Source organism: Deinococcus arcticus, assembly GCF_003028415.1.
GTDB classification, from domain to species: domain Bacteria; phylum Deinococcota; class Deinococci; order Deinococcales; family Deinococcaceae; genus Deinococcus; species Deinococcus arcticus.
The window spans coordinates 1-20003 of sequence record NZ_PYSV01000013.1 but is presented as its reverse complement, the minus strand read 5'-3'; the positions used below and the strand labels follow the sequence as shown (position 1 = coordinate 20003).

The window sequence follows — 20003 nt, the reverse complement described above, 5'->3', positions numbered from 1 at the left end:
ACCGCTGGCGCCCTACAGCCCGGCCAGCCGCGCGGCCCAGTAGGCGGCAAAGCCGGCCAGCAGGCCCGGGGCCAGGGCCACCCCACGTGCATACAGCAGCCCCGCTGTGCCCACCCCCACCAGCCGCCGCGCCCACTCGGGGCTGCCCAGCACCTCGGGCACGATCAGGGCAGCAAATACGCTGACCGGCACAAAGCGCAGGAAGGCCTGCCAGAAGGGCGGCAACTGCACCCGGCCCAGCATGAGGCCCAGCAGGCGCGGCGGGTAGGTGACCGCCCACATCAGCCCAATCACGGCCCAGGCGCTCATGCGGCGCCCCCGACCGCACGGCGGGTGGTCAGCCACGCGCCCAGCAGCGCGCCGCCCACACCCACGGCCAGAATCAGCACGCCCCCCGGCACCCGCCCCGCCAGTGCCCAGGCCCCCAGCCCGGCGGCCAGCGCCACCACGCCCGAGCGCCGATCGCCCAGCAGCGGGACCAGCAGGCCCAGAAAGGCCAGCGGGAAAATCACCCCCACCCCCAGCGCTGCCGGCGAGGGCAGCACCTGACCTGCCAGCGCGCCCAGCAGGGTCGAGGCGTTCCAGACCACGTACAGGCTCAGCTCGGCGCCCAGCAGGAAGGCAAAGCCCAGGGCCGCGCCGCCCTGCCCGGCCACCGTGACCATGCCAAACGCTTCATCGGTCAGAAACTGGGCGGCCAGGGCGCGCTGGGCGCCGCGCAGGGGCAGGGCGCGCGACAGGCTCAGGCCATAGAGCAGGTGACGCATATTCAGCAGAAAGGTGGTGCCCACCAGCGCCAGGGCTGGCGCCAGCGGCAGCTGCCCGCCCACGAATTGCCCGGCCGCGGCAAACTGGCTGGCCCCGGCAAACACGGTCAGGCTCATGAGGCAGGTTTCCCACAGGCTCAGGCCCGCGCCGCGCGCGGTGACGGCGTAGGCCACCGCAAAGGGCACCATCCCCGGCCACAGGGGAATCAGGAGGCGAAAACCCTGCCAGAACGCGTTCATGGCGTCAAGCCTAGCGGGTGGCAGAAGCGGGTGCGCTCAGTGCCAGTTCACCAGCACACTCACTGGCCGCTCATACGGGTTTCGTCTCTTCCGCCGACAAATCGGAACAGAGCCGATTTGCTGACTCCACGCCCGGAACCCGTGTTTCTCCTGCTCGCTCCGCTCGGATTGAAGCGCTGACAAAAGCGATTCAATCGGAGTTCGTATCAGAGGTCAGCAGGCGAGGGTACAGCGCGGGCAACTGGGCCGGGTGCACCGTGACAGGGAACAGCCCCGCCAGCAGTGACTCTGGGTGGTGCCACAGCCAGCGGGCGTAGGCCGCGTAATCTTCGCCGTCGCTGGACGTCACAAGCTGAAGTTCCCGGGTATGAAAGGCCGGCGGCAAGGTGAGTGCGCCCCAGTTGCCATCGGCCAGCACGGCGCAGCGGCCCCTGGGGCGCAGGTGGCCCATCAGCTCGGCAAAGCCGGCGGGCGAAGCGCTACAGTCCACGCCCACATCGAAGGCGTCATGGGGCAGGGTCCCGGGGGCGCACGCCTGCGCGGCTCCAAAGGTCAGGGCCAGCCGGCGCCGCTCAGCCTGCGGCTCCAGCACGGTGACGCCTTCGAACCCCCGGCGCGTGAGGTTGAACACCGTCAGCAGTCCCAGCAGCCCTGCGCCGGCCACCAACACCTGCTCCCCGGGGTGCGGGGCCACCTTGCGCAGCCCCTTGTGGGTTTCCTCGCCCAGCACAGCGCACAGCGCCACCGGGTCTGGCACATGGGCCGGTATGGGGATCACTCGTCCTTCAGGGTGAAGGCCCCAGGCGGCGTGGCCCAGGGTGGTGATCACCCGGGTGCCCGGCTGCAGCGCAGTATTGGCACCCGCCTCATCCACCACCCCCAGGGTCTGGTCTCCCAGAGCAGCGGGGAAAGGACCGCGCTGGGCCACCGCCAGTTCGGAACTGACACTCAGCGCGCTCAGATGTGTGCGAACCCGGACCTCGCCGGGCCCGGGGGCCACAGCCGCAAGGTCCTCCCAGGCAAACGTCATGGGCGCGGTGACGGTCAGACGCATGCACCTCACTGTGCCATCTTCTGGCCTCCCCCTTGACCCTCACGCGGCGTCAGGGCCTACGCTGCCCGGCAAGGAGGTGAAGGCCGCTCTGGACCCCACACACGAACCCCGCTGGACTGTGGGCGAGGTCTCGCAGCTGACCCGGCTCAGCGTGCGCACCCTGCACCACTACGACGAGATTGGACTGCTGCGGCCCAGTGAGCGCAGCGAAGGCAACTACCGCCTGTACACCCCCGGCGATCTGGTCCGGCTGCGCGCCGCGCTGACCTACCGCCAGCTGGGCTTTGGGCTGGCCGAGGTTGCGCGCCTGCTGGACGCCCCGCCCCCAGAGCAGCGCCGGGCGCTGGAAACGCAACTGCTGTTGCTGCGGGAAAGCCAGCGCAAGACCCAGGCCACCATTGACGCGGTGCAGGCCATGCTGAGCACCCAGGGAGAACCCATGAACAACGAAGACGTGAGGGCCGTGTTTGACGGCTTTGACCCCGAACAGTACGAGGCCGAGGTGCAGGAGCGCTGGGGCGAGACGGATGCCTATCGCCAGAGCAAGGCCCGCACCAGCCGCTATACCAGGGCCGACTGGGAAGCGGTCAAGGCGGAGATGCAGGGCATTGGCGAGGCGTACATTGCCCTGATGGACGCGGGTGTGGCGCCCCAGAGCCCGCAGGCGCAGGCCGTGGCCGCCCGGCATCGCGCGCACATTCACGCCCGCTATTACGACGCCCCGCCCGCCATGATGCGGGGCCTGGCCCAGATGTGGGTGGGGGACGAGCGCTTCACCCGCAGCATTGATGAGGCCCGCCCCGGTCTGGCGGCCTACCAGAGCGCGGCCGTGACCGCCTGGGCCGACGCGCAGGGCGAACAGGGTTAGGCGCCGCTGGACCCGGCCGAGCCTTACAGCCGGGTCCAGCGGTGCTGACCGTTCCTGTTCAGGCGGCCCCAGCGCCGCTTGGCCGCGACGCACCGGCCAGGGCCGCGCGCAGTTCGGCCTGCCACTGTTCGCGCAGGGGAGCGGGGCCCAGCACCTGCACCCCTGCTCCCCAGCTCAGCAGCCAGGGCAGGACGCTGCAGCTGCCCGCCGGGGCGTTCAGGGTGACTTCCACGCTGCCGTCCGGGTGAATCAGGGGCTCGCTCAGGTGGGCAAAGCGGCCCTCCAGCACCTGCAGGCGCGCCCGGCCCACGAAACGTAGCTGCGCGCAGATGCCGGTCCCCTGGGGTGCGGGCGGGGGCGCCACGGGCGCAGCAGAGGGCCCCTGCTCCAGCACCCTGACCCCCAGCATGCGGCCCAGCCGGAAGGTGCGCTGCGCCCGGCGCCCTGTGGTTTCGCGGCCCGTCAGCAGCGGTTCAAGCGTGACCGGGTGGGCGTGCACCAGCAGCGGCTGCACCGTGACCCGTCGCCGCGACTGGGCCCGCCCGGGGCGCAGATAGTCAAAGCTCAGGGTCCGGCCCTCCAGCCACGCCTGCGTGACCAGCGGCAGCACTCCGCCCAGGTGCAGGGGCTGCTGTGCGGGTGTGGCCAGCGGCGGCAGAGCGGCCTGCACATGGGCAGGCAGCCCCGCACCCAGGCGCGCAGCGAGTTCCCGCAGCGGCGCCCCCGGTTCCGCGCCCCGCTCGGCCAGAACGGCGAGGCCCCGGCGCAGGGTCAGGCACTCGGCCGGGGTCCACGCGCCGGGCAACAGGTACAGCGGCGGCGTGGTGGCCTGCATCTGCAGGGCCGGCTCCAGGCGCTGCACCAGCGTCAGCTGGGCCTGCGTGGCTTCGGGTGATTGCCCGGTGGCCGCTGCCAGGGCGTCAAGCGACATGGGCCCGGCGCGCAGCAGCTGGCACAGCCGGAACAGTTGTTCGGTCAGAACAAGGGCATCCTGCGGGGGCAGAGGCACAGACATGGCCTCACTGTGCCCAGCGGGCGTCCTCAAAACGTCCATGTTATTGAGAACCATTTCTCCTGTCAGATCAGTTGAGGACAGCGCGCTCAGATCGCCAGTCGACCACCCAGGGGTCGTAGCGGCCCTCGCAGAACAGGTCCTCGCGGCCCGGGCCCGGGTACTCGGGTTCCAGCCATGTGGGCTCCTCGCTCAGCGCCAGCACGCCCCCCCGCACCACCACCGAGTCTGGCCAGCCCAGCACCTCGCGCAGTTCCGCCACGGCGGCGCTCAGGGCCTTGCGCCGGGCGTCTGGGGTGCGGCCCGGCAGGTCCAGGGCGTCCAGAGCCCGCTCACGCGAGACCCGGCCTCCGTGGGTGACCAGCAGGGCCAGCAGTCCGGCGGCGGGCCGGGTGGAGCGCAGCTGCAGTTCTATGTCGTACATCCAGAGGCGCACGGGGCCCGCCAGACTGCAGCGCACGGTCCAGGGCGGCGTTTCAATCGTGACCCCCCGCAGGGCGTACACCTCGGGAAAGAGGCGACCCAGGGTACGCATGTGGCGGAGCAGGCTGGGGTCAAAGGGGTTCATCGCCTGTTGGGCGGCTTCCATCTTGCCTGCGCGGCGGTCGAGTTCGGCCCGGACCAGATGCCACCGCAGGCGGTCGTTATCGTTGCGGATGGGGGCCTGCGCCAACGCTTCTTCTGCTCCCGTGACATCGTTATTCAAGAGCCGCGCGGCCGCCAGAATTGAGAGACATGGTTGCGGTTCGGTGGCCATTTCGGCCACTTCAGTCGCCATCAACGTGGCTTCCTCCAACGCCTCAACGCGCCGGCCCATAGCGGCAAGGGCCAGAACACTTGAAACGCGAATTTCGTAGTGCTGACTGGTGCTGCTGGTCTGCCCAAACCCTTTCTTGTACTGGTGAAGTGCTCTTGGATAAGCGCCCAGAGCGCTAAAGACAGCGCCCAGGCCCACGTAGACCATTCCGTCTGAACGCTTGTAATTCTGCTTCGACGCTGCATCCAGTGCCCGGTCAAATGCGCGTGACGCCTCTCTGAATTGCCCCGCTTTTAAGTCAATATGCGCAACATGTATCCAGACTTCACAGGTAAAGTAAGGGTCTATCCTTAAATCGTTTAGGGATTTTATGTATTCTGATCTGGAGCGTGATGGAAAATCCCTGAGGGCGTAAGCATATCGACATCTCGCCATTCCTTTATCTCTTCCCGTCGAGTGGTCAATGGCTTGCTGAAAGGATTGCTCCCAGCTCTCGTCGTTTCTCTCCCTGGCGGCAAGAGCAATGATTTGCAAAGCGAGCCCGCGTAGGACATCGTCGGATTCCACGAGACTCGCGTTGGCGAGACTGGAGGCTTTCTGAAGCTCTAACTTGTACCACGCTATAGCCGCAGCAAAAAAATTCGTGTGCTCCTGCAAACCATAGGAGAAGGCCTCGTGAATAAGGGGCACATCTGCCGAGCGCACTCCAACCCACGCAAGCGCCAGATGCCACTCCCTGTGAAGCCGCCAATGCTGAGGAACTTCAGCCAAAAAGTCTCTCAGCAGAAAAGCTTCTCCCCTCGATGAGATGTGGCGCGCCGCCTGGGTCACTTGATATGCCAGTGCTTCTCTTTGATCGTTGGCAAGTAAACTGCGAAGAGCTGGAAGAGCGAGAGGGGCCACATCGTCACGATAAGGCATCGTTCTCAGGGCTTCTCCGTCGCCTGACATTGCTACGAAAATCCAGGATCGCCATGATCATTCTCAGCCACCCAATCTGGGCAGATAAAGTGACCAAAAAACCTAATATACGTAAATAACATAATCACCTCTGCGGCTGAAGAGGCTGCCTGTGCGTTGGGCAGAGCAAAGGAGGTCGTCGCGTCAGCACATGGAACGCCCACGCCGATCAGGACAGACCGGGCGCCAAAGAGTGCTGCAACGCTGTTTCTGAATTGGGCCGTTCAAAACTGCAGAGGGGAAAGAGGCTGCCTCTGGAATGCGGCACAAACCCGCCGATCCGCAGATCGGGGATATGTAGATTATAGAACAATGTCATTTATTACGCAAATGACAGAATAAGCTTAGTTGCGGGGTGGCCATCTGTACAGGGGCCTACGCCGGAAGGAGCAGGCGGCGGCGGCGCGCCATGCGCCGAGTGGCTCAGCCGGAGGTCCGCGGGATGCCAGCGCGTTCACCCCCGGCCAGCGCCAGCGCGGTACGGTTCAGGTATGCAATGGCCCGCTTCCGCTGACTTTGTGCAGGGTCCCGCTGTGCCGCCGCCCAGCGGGTGGGCCCAGCCGGGTCTGGTCATGACCTTCAACCTGGAATGCCCGGGCTGCGTTTCCCGTGGCATTCCGTTCCTGAAGCGCCTACACGCTGAATTTGGGGACCACGTGCAGCTGCTGGCCCTGCACACCAGTTTTGGCCACCGCCTGCTGCCGCGCGAGCAGGTCGAGCCCACCCTGCTCAAGTTCACACGGGACTTTGCCAAATTGCCCTTTCCCGTGGCGCTGGACCTGAGCGGCGACATTGCCCGGTCGTGGCAGACAGAAGGCACGCCGCACTGGCTGGCCTTCGCGCCGGGCGGCGAACTGCTGCGCAGTGTGTACGGTAGCCAGCAGGGCGCCCAGACCAGACTCCAGTACCTGCTGGAAGAATGGTCTGGGCGCCAGGGGGCTTAGCGGGCGGTGCTGGTCGCCTGTCTGGGCAGAAAGATGGCCGAGGGCAGGTTGTTCAGCGGCGTGTTGCTGAGGCGCACCAGTAAGGCATTGATCTGACCACCACTGGCGTAGGGGCCCAGTTGATCCGGATCTGTTACAAAGCGCAGATTTGCAGCTTCGCTCTTCAGACTGACGCTGCCCCCAGCCTTGACCTCAGCGGTGTCCGCCATGAAGGTATTTCCGGCCCGCTTGGTCACGAGCATCACCACTTCGCCTTCGGGAAGTTCCGTCAGGACGGTGTGGGCAGGGCCCTTCAGGGTTTCTCCCGGTGCCGCCGCGAACCACCCACCTGAAACTGTCCTGAGTGGTGTCGCCTGGTCCCGAGGAAGCAACCGGCTGATCAGATGAAGCGCCAGCGGGTTGTAAAACGCACGGCCCACGTTGGTACCGGGCTGTCCCAGTTGCAGCTTGAGGTTACCAATCTGAACCTGCGGCGCTTTGAAGCCTCTCAGCGTGACCGACAGGGGTGTGCTGAGGGTTCCGACGACCGTGGCCGCGTCGTAATAGGGCCTGCCGTCCTTGGCGAACGTGGCATTGAGATCGCCGCCGCCCGTGGTGAGGCCCGGCAGGTCGATAGACAGGCGCGCGCCCCGCAGGGTCGCTTTGCCGCCCTGAGCGTTGATGGCTTGCTGCAGATCGTTACCGCTCAGAAACACGCCTTTATAGGCGTTGGCGTCATTAAAGGTGTAGCACGTCACCCCACCCTGTTGGCTGACGATGGTGAGGCCCGTCGCTGTGGGGACCGTTCCCCGAATACAGGAGGGTTTTACCGGCTGCTGGGTGAGCACGGGCAGTGTGAATGTCACATCGCGTCCGCCTGCCAGCGCATACAGCGCGGCGCTCAGGCCCAGGGCGGCGGCAGCAGCGGCAAGAAATAGTTTGGGCATGGAATACACCTTGGCCATGCCCAGGGTCACGCGGCTGGGGGGGCCCAGTTCGCGCAGCGCCTGGGTCAGGGCGTCTTGGGGAGAAAGGCCAGAAAGGAGAAGGTGGTCGGTGCGGGTGAGCACATGCTCTGCGAGTTCGTCCCACAGTTCCTGGCGCCGCCCTTCCGGCAGGCCCCAGCTGGCGCGGCGCAGAAAGGCGTTCAGAGCGGGGGCATGGTCGTGCAGGGCCACCGTCATGCGCCGCTCCGGCCCAGGCGGGCCACGGCGCCAGTAAAGGCGCTGAATTCCTGGCGCTTGGCCTCCAGCACCTGCCGCCCCCGGTCCGTGATGGCGTAGTACTTGCGCGGCTTGCCGTTGCGCCCCACCTCGCCGGGCTGCGCGGCCAGCAGGCCCTCGGCTTCCAGGCGGTGCAGGGCCGGGTAGAGGCTGCCTTCCTTGAATTCAAAGTACCCCTGGGTGCGCTCCCGGGCCGTCTGGATAATGGCAAAGCCGTACAGGGGCCGGGGTTCGAGTAGGGTCAGCAGAATCAGGTCCAGGTTGCCGCGCAGCAGATCGGGGTTCATGGGGGCTCCGGGAAAAGGGGAGGATGGGGAAGAGGTGGACGTTGACCGCGTGGCGTCCCGCACAGCTGCCGTCCCAACAAAGCCTTGTCTGCCTACATAGCCGGCCTGGGTATAAAGATTGTTAAGCCCAGTCTGCCTATGGAGTGATGCGGATTCCGTCCATTTCCGGAAATCCGCATTTATTCCTGCGCCCTCCGGTTGAAAAAATTCCGTAATGTGTTACGGAATTTTTCGGAAGCCGTAGGAGTGGCTGATGCCAGCTGGGTGATGGCGTGGCAGGCTGGGCCCATGCTGCCTGCGTTGTCCTTCGCCCCAGAGACGTGCTGGCCTGCCTCGGCGCAGATGGCGTTCGAGGCTGCCTGGGCCACCCACGATCTGCGCCTGCTGCCTGCCGGGCTTCCGCGCTGGCTGCTCCTGCACTGGCTGGGCGAACAGGGCTGGCTGGTGCATGGCTCGGCGCAGCCGCACCTCACCCTCTTCGAGCCCCGCTCTCCCCACGACCTCAGCGCCGATGAGTTCAGCAAGCGTACCGGGGTTTTTGCCACCTCGGATAGCCTGTGGGCCATGATGTATGCCCTGCGCGACCGGGTGCGCACGGCGCGCATGCTGAACACGGCGGTGCAGGTGCAGCGGGGCGGTCACTGGTCACGGACCCAGTATTTTCTGTCGCTGGCGCCGCGCCGGCCCCTGCAGATCAGCGGGCCCGAGCTGTTGGCCCCGGGTTGGGTTTACGTGCTGCCCCGCACCAGCTTTGAGCCCATGCCGCCCTACGACTGGCCGGGTCTGGGGCATGTGCGCGAACCGCACTGGGTGAGCCCGCACGCCACGGCGCCCCTGCTGCGGGTGCTAAGTAGCTCGCTGTTGATCTTTAGATCAACCGAGCGGAGCGAGTATCGAAAAAAGTACGTTGCACCTCACGTTACGACTTTGCAGGAGAGCACCGCAAAGTCTCCACTCCCGGTGCAACGTACTTAGTGGCGCCGGCAGATTTTCCCCTACCGGTTTATACACACGACGCCGCCACGGTGGATGCCCGCGCCCAGGCCGATCCCTGGGGCTTTCCGTGGGGCGTGGGGGAGGGGCACTGAGGCGGGAATACCTTCTGGAACCGCAGGCCAGAGCAGCGGGCGCAGACCGGGTGCCGCTTCTGCTTAGGGACTCGTTTCGTCCACGGTGGGCTCGCTGGCCTCGCCGGATTCGGCGGGGGTGACCACATCCGGGGGGGTGGCCTCGAAGGTACCGGCCTGCTCAGCCTGGGCCTCGGCGTCGCCCCGGTCCACGTAATCGTAGGTCTGGCCGTTCAGCCCCGTCACCACCAGGGTGTAGTCGCTCAGCCGCCCGGGGTCCAGGGTAATCACGCTGGTCTTGACCGTGCCGGCCAGGTCGGCGCGCAGGGCGTAGTCGCCCAGCGCCGGCGACTGGCAGCTCTGGCCGCTGAGGGCGGCGGGCAGTTCCTGGCGCGCACTGACGGCGCGGGCGCGTTCCAGGGCCTCGATACACTGGGTGCGGTAGTACAGCGCATTGTCATGCTTGAGCTGCGCGGCGCGTCGTTCGTTGTGGGCGGTAAAGGTGCCCTGACAGCTGCACAGCAGCGCGCTCAGGGTCAGGATCATCCACGGGTTCATGTTCCCCGAGTGTAGGGATCGCCGCCGCAGCAGGATGCCCCACGTGCCCGGGCTAGGTCATTCGGCGCATAAGGACCAGCCGCCATGAAAAAGCCCCCCGCTGTTCGCAGGGGGCAGGACCACGGGGGAGGGTTCAGTCAATGCTCGCGCGCCAGCGCCACTCGCTGGCCCGTTTCATCACGTGGGCAATGCCGCCTGTGATCGCCAGTTTCTGGTTCCAGGGCAGCTTCATCCAGCCCACGGCCATCAGGCCGCCCAGGCTCACGAACTCGCCCAGGGTGGTGGGCTCGTAGGGCTCCAGCTCCTCGCCCTTGGCCAGGCGCAGCAGGTTCTTGCCCGTCAGGCGGCCCTGCTGGCCGGCATGCTGCGCGGTGGTGGGCACCGGCTTGCCGTCCTGGTTCAGGGCCAGGCCCATGTCACCAATCACGAACACCTCGGGGTAGCCCTTGGCGCGCAGGCGGTCATCTACGGCGATGCGCCCGCCGGGCCCCTTTTCCAGCTTGCTGCCACTCACGATGTCGCGCGCCTGAATCCCGCCGGTCCAGATGATCTTGCCGGCCTCAATCACCTTCTGCTCGCCGCTGGCGGTCTGCACGGTCACGGTGTCGGCGGTGGCCTGCATCAGGCGGTGGCCCACCAGAATGTGAATGCCGTATTCCTCCAGCGTGCGCTGCGCCTTGGCGCGCAGGCCCTCGTCCAGAATGGGCAGAATCTTGGGCCCGGCTTCCACGAGGTAAATGTTGAAGGGCGGCAGGCCGCGCTCCTTGCTCAGCAGCTGGGCGCGCTGGGCCAGTTCGGTCACCAGCTCCACGCCGGTCAGGCCCGCGCCGCCCACCACGATGTCGCGGTTGCCCTGGTACTCGGTGGTGTAGGCGCGGTTGACGAAATTAAAAATCTCGTCGGCGTCGCTGAGCTGCTTGAGTTCAGCGGCGTTCTCGGCCAGACCGGGAATGCGGTAGAAGTTCGTGACCGAGCCCAGCGCCACCACCAGGGTGTCGTAGGTCAGCACGCGCCCGTCTTTGAGTTTGACTTCCTGGTCGTCCAGCGCCACATGCTCCACCTGCGCCTGTTCCAGCGCCACGCCCGTGCCGCGCAGCAGGGGCGAGAGGGGCAGGGTCACGCGGGTGTTGTGGGCGGCCGCCTCATGCAGGCGGGTCTCAAAGGTGTGATAGGCATTTTGCTCCACCATCAGGGCCTCCAGGCCAGGGGTGGGCTTCAGTTTTGTGGCGACGGCCAGGCCGGCGTAACCAGCACCGAGGATGAGGGTCTTCATGTCTTTGCTCCTGTGAACGAATTCACGAGTTCTGTGGCAGTCATGGGCCACGCCCCCGCAAACGCCGCTGGAAGCTTGCTGGCCTCCAAACGGCAACAGTGTCCATGGTACACCAAACCGGCCTTTTGCGCTGCGCCCACCAACAGCTGGTCTAGAGCAATGCTTCACCTCCACAGGGCTGCCCAGGCCGCTGGCCGGTACGGGGCCGGCGGCCTCTGGGGGGCTGCGCGGCGCTGTGTCTGGGCGTGGGTGCAGACATTGGGTCTCCCGGGGGGTGGGCGTGGGCCGTTCCAGACCGCCCGGCGGGCGCGTCCGGTGCCTTCACGCTACCACTGCGGCCTGCGCCGGCTCTGTGAGAGGGGATGAGGTCTGCCCCTGAGTCTGTGGGGCCGCGCGTTCTCGCTCGGCCCTCACACGGCCTGTCCAGGCTGCGCGGCATGAAGCGCGTGCCAGTAATCGCCCTGGCTCTGAGGCGGCCCGCCCTCGCCCTGGCCGCCACGCTCCCGGTGCAGGTGCCCTGCTGCGTGGTGCACTGCACCTGCACCGGGCAAAACCTCAGCGTGTCGTACGCGAAGTTTGGCACTCAGTCCCTGTTCGCCGTGCTGGAACAGAGCGCACCACGGCCTGGCACAGGGCCTGAGTGCCAGTGGGGCGCGCTCCACCAGTCTGTCAGGGCGGGCGCGCGGGGCAGGCTGCGGTGGTGGGAACACCAGGGTCAGGCCACCCTGAACGCCTTCACCGGCAACAGCACCGTCAACACTGATACGGACTGCCGTCCATTTCCGTAACATCCGGGAAGGAGCCGGATGTTCCTCCAATTCCCGGAAATCCGCATTTGTTCCTTCTTCCTCCGGTCGGAAAAATTCCGTAATATGTTACGGAATTTTTCGGAATCCGTATGAAACCTCGTTGACCGGCTGCGGGGCGTCACGTCAGGCCGCAATCTTAAGCTGTCTGGCGGCCTAGCGATACGTCAGCTCACGCATGATCATTGTCAGGGGTCCATAGTTCCGCACGTTGTCGTAAGCCGCCTGGGGTGAGGTGTCGAACTGGTAAAAGCCAAGCTCAGAGAGCAGAAACCAGTTGCCCCGGGCGTCTACACCGGGCCTGAAGGTCGTGGTCTCGCCAGTGGAGGCCACGACCTTCAGCAGATGGCCGAACGCATCGTAGGTCCGGCGCTCGGTCTCCCCATTGCCGAACGTGACCACGGCGCTGCGGCCTTTCCAGCCCCAGCCGTAGCGCGATGATTGGTGGCCCCGCTCGCCACTGACTTCCCGGGTCAGCAGGCGGCCCTGGGCGTCGCAGGTCTGGTGCAGCTTGACCTGGAACAGCAACTCCTCGGCCCGGCGCAGGCACAGACCGTCAAAGGTGTAGCGCTCGTACACCTTGGTGCCGTCCAGCACCAGCACGGTGTGGCCGGATACCCGCAGGGTGCGCACCTTTGTTTCGCCTGCCACGGTCATGGTCATCCGGGCGCTCTGACCGTCCGGGGCCACGTCAATGATCCTTGTGGCGAAGGGCTGCGGCCCATCCAGGTCAAACGAGCTGGTCTCTCTGGTGTAGCGCAGGCTCAGACGCTTGACGGGGCCGCGATACCCCAGCACCTCGCCCAGCAGGGTGCGCTGTTCGTCCTGGGCCGGTGCATAGGCCGGGGCCCAGGGCATCAGGGGCCTCTTGACCAGCACCAAGGCGCCCACCATCAGCAGCAGCCCCACCATCAACCTCTTTACCAGGGGCCACCTTGCCTGCATAGAATTGTTGCCTTGCATTCAATTGAGTGTACCTGGACCCCGCCTTCCGTAAGTCTTTTGGCTCGCGTTCGCCGCTGTCTGGGCCGCGTACACTCTTCCGGTGACTGTTGCTGCACCCAATCTGGCCAAACTGCTGCCCGCCGCCCCGCCTGGAAACCTGCTGCTGTTGCCGCAGGTGGCGCGGGCGGCGCTGTTTGCAGCGTTTCCTGGCCCGGCAGTGCTGCTGACCACGCCCGACCGTCTGGGTAGCTACGCCACGGCGGGTGTGCTGGGCGCCCCGGTGACGGTGAACCCCGGCCTGCGCGACTGGGACGCGCGGCACGAGCACGTGGTGCTGGACGTGAACACCGCGCTGGACCTGTTTCCGTCGCGCCCCGAGGACCACGCGCTGACGCTGAAGGTGGGCAGCAGCTACCCGCGCGACAGCCTGCTGACCCGCCTGGAACGCCTGGGCTACGAGCGTGGCGAAGAGCCGGGGTACGAAATCAAGGGCGATACCCTGGAACTGCGCCTGAACGCTGGTTCTGGCCTGCCCGCCGAGGCCGAAGAGGGCCTGTGGGTGCGCGCCGAGTTCTTTGGTGATGAGCTGGACACCCTGCGCCTGATGAAGCCGGGCGACCTGACGGGCGAAAAGGCCCAGAGCTTTACGCTGGAACCCACCGCCGACTACCTGACCGAAGTGAAATGGGACGCCACCCGCCTGGAACTGCTGCCGGGGCGCGTGTTTCTGGATTCGCCAGAGTTCTATGCCTCGGCACTGGGCGTGCTGACCGACACGCTGTGGCCCAAACTGGCCGGGCGCGAGGTGACCAGCTTTGGCCGCTCGCCGCTGGTGCTGCCAGACCTGGACACGGGCCTGACCACCCTGCCCTTCTACCGCGCCCGCCTGAAGGACCTGGAGCGCGATGTGGACGAGTGGCGCGCGGCGGACTACCGCGTGCTGATTCTGGTGCGCCATGACCGCACGGCCTCTTACCTGGCCGACAAGCTGCTGAACACCCACGAGATTCCCTGGCTGAAGATTGCGCGCCTTTCCGGGGGCGGCCTGGGCTTTCTGCGCGCGGCGGGTGAGGGCGGCTTTGTCATTCCCGAGCACAAGACGGTGGTGCTGACCGAGGACCTGATTTACGGCTTCCAGGGCGGCAGCGCGCTGCGCGGCAAGCGCCTGAGCGGCAAGCCGGTCACCGACGCGCTGGGCCTGCATGTGGGTGACTATCTGATTCACCCCGAACACGGCATCGGGCAGTTCGAAGGCCTGGAAACGCGCAAGGTGCTGGGGGTCACGCGCGACTATCTGAACCTCGCCTACCGGGGCGGCGCCCGCCTGAGCGTGCCGATTGAGCAGCTGCCCGTGCTGCGCCGCCACCCCGGCACCACCGACGACCCGCCTTCCTTAAGCTCCTTTGACAAGAAAGACTGGGCCAGAGCGAAAGAAAAAGCGCGCAAGAACGCCGAGGACGTGGCCGCAAAGCTGCTGGTGCAGTACGCCGCCCGGCAGGTCACGCCGGGGAACGCTTTCCCTGCCCAGCCCGAGTGGGACAGTCAGGTGGAGGCCAACTTCAAGTTCGAACTGACGCCGGATCAGAAAACCGCGCTGAGAGACACCATGCGCGACCTGGAAAAGGCCAACCCCGCCGACCGCCTGATTTCCGGCGACGTGGGTTTCGGCAAGACCGAGGTGGCCCTGCGCGCTGCCCACCGCGTGGTGGGGCACGGCAAGCAGGTGGCGGTGCTGGTGCCCACGACCCTGCTGGCCGAGCAGCACACCTCCACCTTCGTGGAGCGCTTTAAGGGGCTGCCCGTGCGCGTGGAGGGCCTGTCGCGCTTTACCACGCCCCAGCAGGCGCGCGGCATCCTGGCAGATACGGCGAAAGGCAAGGTGGACATCCTGATTGGCACCCACCGCCTGCTGAGCGGCGACGTGGGGTTCCGCGACCTGGGCCTGATTATCGTGGACGAGGAACACCGTTTTGGCGTGGGCCAGAAGGAGAAACTGCGCGCGCTGCGCGGTCTGCCGGAGACCGCCAAGGACGGGAAAATAGAGATTCCCGAGGACGTGAAGGCCGTGGACACCCTGGCGCTGTCCGCCACGCCCATTCCGCGCACCCTCTACATGAGCATGGTGGGCCTGCGCGACATGAGTTCCATTCAGACGCCGCCCAAGGGCCGCAAGCCCATTCAGACGGTGCTGGCGCCCTTTGACCCCATCACGGTGCGCGACGCCATCCTCAGCGAAATCGAGCGCGGCGGCAAGGTCTTTTACATCCACGACCGTATTGCCAGCATTGGCGCCCGCAGCCTGTATCTGCGCAACCTCGTGCCCGAGGCGCGCATTGGCGTGGCGCACGGCCGCATGAACGAGGAAGAACTGGAAGAAATCATGCTGGGCTTCGAGCAGGGCGCGTTTGACGTGCTGCTGGCGACGACCATCGTGGAAACCGGCCTGGATATCCCTGAGGCCAACACGATTCTGATTGAGCGCAGTGACCGGCTGGGTCTGGCCCAGCTGTACCAGCTGCGTGGGCGCGTGGGCCGCCGCGCCCAGACCGCCTACGCTTACCTGTTCTACCCGCCCCGCATGACCGAAAATGCCCAGCGCCGTCTGTGGGCGATTGCTGACCTGCAAGACCTGGGCAGCGGGCACCTGCTGGCCGAAAAGGACATGGAAATTCGCGGGGTGGGCAACATTCTGGGCGAGGAGCAGCACGGGCATGTACAGGCCGTCTCCATTGACGTCTACACCGAACTGCTGGCCGAAGCGGTAGCGAAACTGAAGGGCGAGAAGATGGAAGCGCCCGTCAACATCGCCATTGACCTGCCTATAGACGCCCGCCTGAGCCCCGAGTATTTCGACGGCGACGAGGAAGCGCGTATTGCCACCTATGGCCGCCTGAGCGAGAGCCGTACCCTCCAGGCCATTTCCCGCGTGGAGCGTGACCTGCGCAAGAAATACGGCCCGCCCAGCCCCGAGGTCCAGAACTTTATTGACCTTGCCAAGCTGCGCCTGACCGCCGCCGCCAAGCGCGTGCTGACCATCGGCGGCACCATGACGCATCTGCAGGTGACCTTTGCCTACAAGAGCCTGGACTACGACGCCCCGGGCCTGCGGCGCTTTCCCCACAAGACCGAGGTGCAGACCTTCCCACCGTCAGTCAAATTGGAAAAGCGGGGCATTAAGCCGGACGATTACGCAAGGACCTTGATTGACCTGCTCGGGTACTTTGGGTAACGAGCTTCAGCGCAGATTCATCTCAGGAGACTGTTTCCTTCTGGCCTCTTGCTGGCCGGGTTCAGGGAGGCGCGCATGGACACGGAACCACAGGAGAGCTGGGGCGGCGCGGCGGCCTATGAACGGTTTGTGGGTCGGTGGAGTCGCCGGGTAGCTCCGGTTTTCCTGGCTCAGCTGCCGCTCGCCCCCGGCCTGATCTGGGCTGATGTTGGGTGCGGCACTGGCGCGCTGACGCAGAGCATCCTGGCGCGCTGTGCGCCTGGGCAGGTGGTGGGAATTGATCAGGCTGAAGGGTTTGTGGCGGCGGCGAGGGATGAGATCAGCGACCCCCGTGCCGTGTTCCAGCAGGGCAACGCGCTTGCCCTGCCTCTGCGGGACGCCGCAGTGGACGCCACTGTTTCTGGCCTGGTCCTGAACTTCGTGCCTGACCACGCCGGTATGGTGCGGGAAATGAAGCGGGTGACGCGGCCAGGAGGCACCGTGGCCGCCTACGTCTGGGATTACGCCGGGGGCATGGAGCTTCTGCGCCTGTTCTGGGACGCGGCGGTTCGGCTCAGGCCGCAGGACGCCTCGCTGGACGAGGCCCAGCGCTTTCCTGTGTGTGAACCACAGGCCCTCCGAGCCCTCTGGCTCGCCCAGGGGCTGGAGTGGGTACAGACGCAGCCGCTGGAGATAGACACCATTTTTCAGAACTTTGATGACTTCTGGACGCCGTTTCTGGGCCGCATGGGGCCGGCGCCCACCTATCTGGCACTGTTGGGCGAAGCAGAGCAGGCCAGCATTCGGGAGGCCCTGCGTGACCGCCTGCGTGCTTATGACGGCGGACCAATTATGTTGCGGGCCCGCGCCTGGGCCGTTCAGGGCCGCGTGCCCCTGAGCTGACACCTAAGGACGTTGCCCCTCACGTTGCGATTTTTCAGGAGAGCACCGAACAGTCTCCACTCCCGGTGCAACGTCCTTTTTGCGAGACTCGCTTCGCTCGGTTGATCTAAAGATCAACAGCGAGTGACTTAAGCGCAGGTATCAGCTCCCGGCCGCTCTGAACCTCCAGCCCCTTACACTCCTCCTATGACCACCGTCCCTCCCTCTGTGCCGGTGACGGCAGCGGCCCCTGCTCCCGCCGTGTACCGCGCCACCACGCCGCAGAACCTGCTGACCATCGCGCTGGGGTGGTGGCTGCTGGGCGGGGTGTTTATAGACGGCTGGGCGCACAACAACTACGGCGAGTCGCTGGAAACCTTCTTCACGCCCTGGCACGCGGCGTTTTACAGCGGGTTTGCGGCGGTGGCCGGGTGGTGCCTGTGGCTGGCCTCGCGCGGGTGGCGCCAGGGGCGGCGCGGTCTGGCGGCGTTCCCCGACGGCTACCACCTGGCGGCGCTGGGCGTGCCGATTTTCGCGCTGGGCGGCGCAGGCGACCTGACGTGGCACACCGTCTTTGGCATTGAAGTGGGCATTGAAGCGCTGCTCTCGCCCACACACCTGCTGCTCTTTTTAGGCGCCATGCTGATTGTGGCCTCGCCCCTGAACGCGGCTTGGCGTTCACCCGCGCGGCGCACCGAGGGCGGTGGGGTGCGCTGGGTGGCGGCCATGTCGGCCACCTCGCTGCTGGCCATGACCGCCTTTATGCACATGTACATGTGGGGCCTGCTGACCGTGCCGCAGGGCCTGGGCTACGTGCAGACGCGCGGCGAACTCAGTGCGGTGCTGCTCACCGCCGTCATCATGGCGGCGCCCGTGCTGCTGGTGCTGCGGCGCTTTGCCCTGCCGTTTGGCGCGGTGGGCCTCATGTACGGCCTGACGAATGTGGGCATGAGCTTCATGCTGACGCCCGGCGAGTGGCGCATGCCGCTGCTGGCGCTGGGGTGCGGGCTGGTCGTGGACGCCCTGCACGCCCTGTTGCGGCCCTCGGCGGCGCGGGTGTGGGCGCTGCGGGCCTTCGCCTTTCTGCTGCCGTTTGTCGTGTGGGGGCCGTATCTGGGCGAGGGGGTGCGCCAGGGCGCCAGCAACCTCAGCCTGGAACTGTGGCTGGGTGTGGCGGTCATGGCGGGCCTGGGCGGCGTGGCCCTGAGCGCCCTGATGTTTCCGGCGCCGTTGCCACCAGAGGCAGCGGAAGGCTGAGCCGCCTTCAGTGCTGATGCCCCGGTGCAGCCTGCGCCGGGGCCATTTTCTCGACCTCGCCCCGTGCCCGGAGCAGACCCTCCATCGTCGCTATTTCACCCTTTTGCGTGGTCATCACCTGCCGGGCCAGACGGCGCACGTTGGGCTGCAGGCTGCCTTGCAGGGCTTCACTCATGCCCACCGCGCCCTGGTGGTGGCGAATCATCAGCCGCAGGAACGAGACTTCGGCTTGGGGTAGGGGCAGGGAAGACAGCGCCTCAATGTCCTCCACCGAGGCCATGCCCATGCCGCGCGCCTGCGCTGGAGTGGGGCGCGGCCGGGGGGAGAGGCCCCAGCCCGCCAGCCACGCCCGCATCTGGCGCAGCTGTTCTTCCTGCCCCAGCGTGATATCCAGCGCCACCGAGCGGAGCGAACGGTCCCCCGAGCGCCTGAGCATCGGCGCGCTCAGCCCCAGCGCCTGCTCGTGGTGGACAATCATGTGGCGCACAAACTGGGCTTCCGCGCTGTCGGTGGTGGGGGCGGCGGGTCTGGGCTGGGCCAGCAGCAGGCCGCCGCCTCCCAGCAGCAGTGCCAGCAGGCCAGCCGCCGCGCGCCGCCTCATGTGGCCTGGGCGTCGTACAGGCGCTGACGGTCACGGAAGGCCGCCTTCTGAGCGGCGGTGGTCTGCTCAAAGCAGTGCCCGCAGCTCACGCCTTCCTCGTAGTGGGCATGCTCGCGTTCCTCAGGCGTCAGGGGCCAGCCGCAGGAATGGCACATGGTGGTGTCGCCTTCCTTCAGGCCGTGGCCGACCGTCACGCGGCCATCAAAGACAAAGCATTCCCCCTGCCATCGGCTGTCGGTTTCCGGCACGTCTTCCAGATACTTCAGGATGCCGCCTTGCAGGTGAAACACGTCGCTGTAGCCGCGCGCCCGCAAAAGGCTGGTGCTTTTCTCGCAGCGAATGCCACCCGTGCAGAACATCGCCACGCGCTTGCCCGCCAGTTCGTGCTCGTGGGCGTCCAGCCACGCCGGAAACTCCCGGAAAGAGTCAATGTCAGGGTTTACCGCGCCTTCAAAGGTGCCCGCCTTCACCTCGTAGCGGTTGCGGGTGTCAATGACCACCACATCAGGCGCGGTGATGAGGTCGTTCCAGTCCTGCGGCGCCACGTACTGCCCGGCCTGCGAGGTCGGCTCCACCGGCACGCCCATCGTCACGATTTCCGTTTTCAGCCGCACCTTGAAGCGTTTAAACGGCGCCTCTATGGCGCTCGATTCTTTGTCTTCCAGCCGGTCAAACCCCTCGGCGTGGAGAAAGGTGCGCAGGCGGTCAATGCCTTCACGGCTGCCTGCCACCGTGCCGTTCAGGCCCTCGTGGGCCACAATCAGCGTGCCGCAGAGCCCTTCCTCCTGGCCCAGCGCCAGCAGCCGTGCGCGCAGCCCGGCGGGGTCGCTCAGGGCGCGGAACTGGTACAGGGCGGCAACGACAAAGGGCGGGGCGGGCACAGCAGACATCTGGCCCATGATAGCGGCGCCGTTCTGCCTGAACCCTGACGCTGAGCTGATACAGCCTGCCCATGCTCGGGGGTGTGACCCGACTTGCCGCGCTGCCTGCCGCCCTTGCCCTTACGGCCCTGCTGTCCGCCTGCGTGCCGCCCGCCGCGCCCGCGCTGCCGCTGCTGACCACCCTGAACTTCACGGCGTTTGACGCCCAGCAAGCGGCATTGGGGCTGCGCGCGGGCAAGAGCCAGAAACTCTCACTGGACGCCGAACCCGAATACATTGCAGTGAGTGCCGACAGCCGTCGACCTAATGGTAGTCCGTTGACTCGGACATAATTTGCCGTTCTGAGCGGCATTTAGGCCACATAAAGTGGGAGTGGTCTACCTCGTCCAACCTGCTCCAGCAACAGGAAGAGTCGCCGAGGTGGTCGCTCCGTG

Annotated in this window: 19 protein-coding genes; 7 read left to right on the top strand and 12 right to left on the bottom strand. The window is 66.3% G+C overall.

The annotated features are described in order from the left end of the window. Nucleotides 1-12: 12 nt before the first annotated feature. From C8263_RS13190 to C8263_RS13180, 3 genes are all read right to left on the bottom strand, one after another. Nucleotides 13-309 carry an AzlD domain-containing protein gene (locus C8263_RS13190; RefSeq protein WP_107138602.1) on the bottom strand — a complete coding sequence of 99 codons (297 nt, stop codon included), beginning with the start codon at nt 307-309 and terminating at the stop codon, nt 13-15. After that, nucleotides 306-1007: an AzlC family ABC transporter permease gene (locus C8263_RS13185; protein WP_107138601.1), complete on the bottom strand. Its 702-nt coding sequence runs from the start codon at nt 1005-1007 to the stop codon at nt 306-308. Before C8263_RS13185 ends, C8263_RS13190 begins: the two co-directional genes overlap by 4 nt. A gap of 190 nt (nt 1008-1197) precedes the next feature. Continuing rightward, nucleotides 1198-2061, bottom strand: a complete 864-nt coding sequence (locus tag C8263_RS13180) for an MDR/zinc-dependent alcohol dehydrogenase-like family protein (RefSeq protein WP_107138600.1) — start codon at nt 2059-2061, stop codon at nt 1198-1200. Between the two features lie 76 nt (nt 2062-2137). On the opposite strand from C8263_RS13180, the gene C8263_RS13175 reads away from it, so the two are divergent. After that, on the top strand, nt 2138-2929 hold the full coding sequence (locus tag C8263_RS13175; protein WP_233218811.1) for a MerR family transcriptional regulator: 792 nt from the start codon (nt 2138-2140) through the stop codon (nt 2927-2929). 58 nt (nt 2930-2987) lie between these two features. Here C8263_RS13175 and C8263_RS13170 read toward each other — a convergent pair whose 3' ends face one another. Both C8263_RS13170 and C8263_RS13165 read right to left on the bottom strand, forming a co-directional pair. Then, nucleotides 2988-3944: a helix-turn-helix transcriptional regulator gene (locus C8263_RS13170; RefSeq protein WP_158263804.1), complete on the bottom strand. Its 957-nt coding sequence runs from the start codon at nt 3942-3944 to the stop codon at nt 2988-2990. Nucleotides 3945-4011: 67 nt separating this feature from the next. Next, the gene (locus tag C8263_RS13165; protein WP_146160683.1) at nt 4012-4719 is read right to left on the bottom strand and encodes an AfsR/SARP family transcriptional regulator; all 708 of its coding nucleotides are present in this window, start codon (nt 4717-4719) and stop codon (nt 4012-4014) included. 1430 nt (nt 4720-6149) lie between these two features. On the opposite strand from C8263_RS13165, the gene C8263_RS13160 reads away from it, so the two are divergent. Beyond that, nucleotides 6150-6602: a TlpA family protein disulfide reductase gene (locus tag C8263_RS13160; protein ID WP_107138596.1), complete on the top strand. Its 453-nt coding sequence runs from the start codon at nt 6150-6152 to the stop codon at nt 6600-6602. On the opposite strand, the gene C8263_RS13155 is transcribed toward C8263_RS13160, so the two are convergent. Together C8263_RS13155 and C8263_RS13150 are read right to left on the bottom strand one after the other, a co-directional pair. Continuing rightward, entirely contained in the window at nt 6599-7765 is a 1167-nt protein-coding gene (locus C8263_RS13155; protein WP_107138595.1) for a permease prefix domain 1-containing protein, read from the bottom strand. The genes C8263_RS13160 and C8263_RS13155 overlap by 4 nt on opposite strands. Beyond that, nucleotides 7762-8091, bottom strand: a complete 330-nt coding sequence (locus tag C8263_RS13150; RefSeq protein ID WP_107138594.1) for a PadR family transcriptional regulator — start codon at nt 8089-8091, stop codon at nt 7762-7764. The genes C8263_RS13155 and C8263_RS13150 overlap by 4 nt, the downstream gene beginning before the upstream one ends. A gap of 288 nt (nt 8092-8379) precedes the next feature. Here C8263_RS13150 and C8263_RS13145 point away from each other — a divergent pair, with 288 nt between their 5' ends. After that, entirely contained in the window at nt 8380-9066 is a 687-nt protein-coding gene (locus tag C8263_RS13145; RefSeq protein ID WP_146160681.1) for a hypothetical protein, read from the top strand. A gap of 176 nt (nt 9067-9242) precedes the next feature. Here C8263_RS13145 and C8263_RS13140 read toward each other — a convergent pair whose 3' ends face one another. The 3 genes from C8263_RS13140 to C8263_RS13125 form a co-directional block, all read right to left on the bottom strand. Beyond that, a complete protein-coding gene (locus C8263_RS13140; RefSeq protein WP_146160680.1) occupies nt 9243-9716 on the bottom strand; it encodes a hypothetical protein in 474 nt (157 codons plus the stop codon). Nucleotides 9717-9849: 133 nt separating this feature from the next. After that, complete coding sequence (locus tag C8263_RS13135) at nt 9850-10989, bottom strand: NAD(P)/FAD-dependent oxidoreductase (RefSeq protein ID WP_107138591.1); 1140 nt, start codon at nt 10987-10989, stop codon at nt 9850-9852. A 962-nt stretch (nt 10990-11951) separates the two neighbouring features. Beyond that, on the bottom strand, nt 11952-12758 hold the full coding sequence (locus C8263_RS13125) for a hypothetical protein (RefSeq protein WP_146160679.1): 807 nt from the start codon (nt 12756-12758) through the stop codon (nt 11952-11954). 82 nt (nt 12759-12840) lie between these two features. Here C8263_RS13125 and C8263_RS13120 point away from each other — a divergent pair, with 82 nt between their 5' ends. The 3 genes from C8263_RS13120 (at nt 12841) to C8263_RS13110 (ending at nt 18087) form a co-directional block, all read left to right on the top strand. Beyond that, on the top strand, nt 12841-15969 hold the full coding sequence (locus C8263_RS13120) for a DEAD/DEAH box helicase (RefSeq protein ID WP_107138588.1): 3129 nt from the start codon (nt 12841-12843) through the stop codon (nt 15967-15969). A 75-nt stretch (nt 15970-16044) separates the two neighbouring features. Beyond that, nucleotides 16045-16851 carry a class I SAM-dependent methyltransferase gene (locus tag C8263_RS13115; RefSeq protein WP_107138699.1) on the top strand — a complete coding sequence of 269 codons (807 nt, stop codon included), beginning with the start codon at nt 16045-16047 and terminating at the stop codon, nt 16849-16851. 186 nt (nt 16852-17037) lie between these two features. Further along, nucleotides 17038-18087: a hypothetical protein gene (locus C8263_RS13110; RefSeq protein ID WP_107138587.1), complete on the top strand. Its 1050-nt coding sequence runs from the start codon at nt 17038-17040 to the stop codon at nt 18085-18087. A 7-nt stretch (nt 18088-18094) separates the two neighbouring features. Here the strand turns inward: C8263_RS13110 and C8263_RS13105 are convergent, their stop codons facing one another. Further along, the gene (locus C8263_RS13105; protein ID WP_107138586.1) at nt 18095-18688 is read right to left on the bottom strand and encodes a DUF305 domain-containing protein; all 594 of its coding nucleotides are present in this window, start codon (nt 18686-18688) and stop codon (nt 18095-18097) included. Next, a complete protein-coding gene (gene trhO, locus C8263_RS13100) occupies nt 18685-19578 on the bottom strand; it encodes an oxygen-dependent tRNA uridine(34) hydroxylase TrhO (RefSeq protein WP_107138698.1) in 894 nt (297 codons plus the stop codon). The genes C8263_RS13105 and trhO overlap by 4 nt, the downstream gene beginning before the upstream one ends. Nucleotides 19579-19652: 74 nt before the next feature. Here trhO and C8263_RS13095 point away from each other — a divergent pair, with 74 nt between their 5' ends. Next, entirely contained in the window at nt 19653-19901 is a 249-nt protein-coding gene (locus tag C8263_RS13095) for a hypothetical protein (RefSeq protein WP_146160678.1), read from the top strand. The last annotated feature ends 102 nt before the right edge of the window (nt 19902-20003 follow it).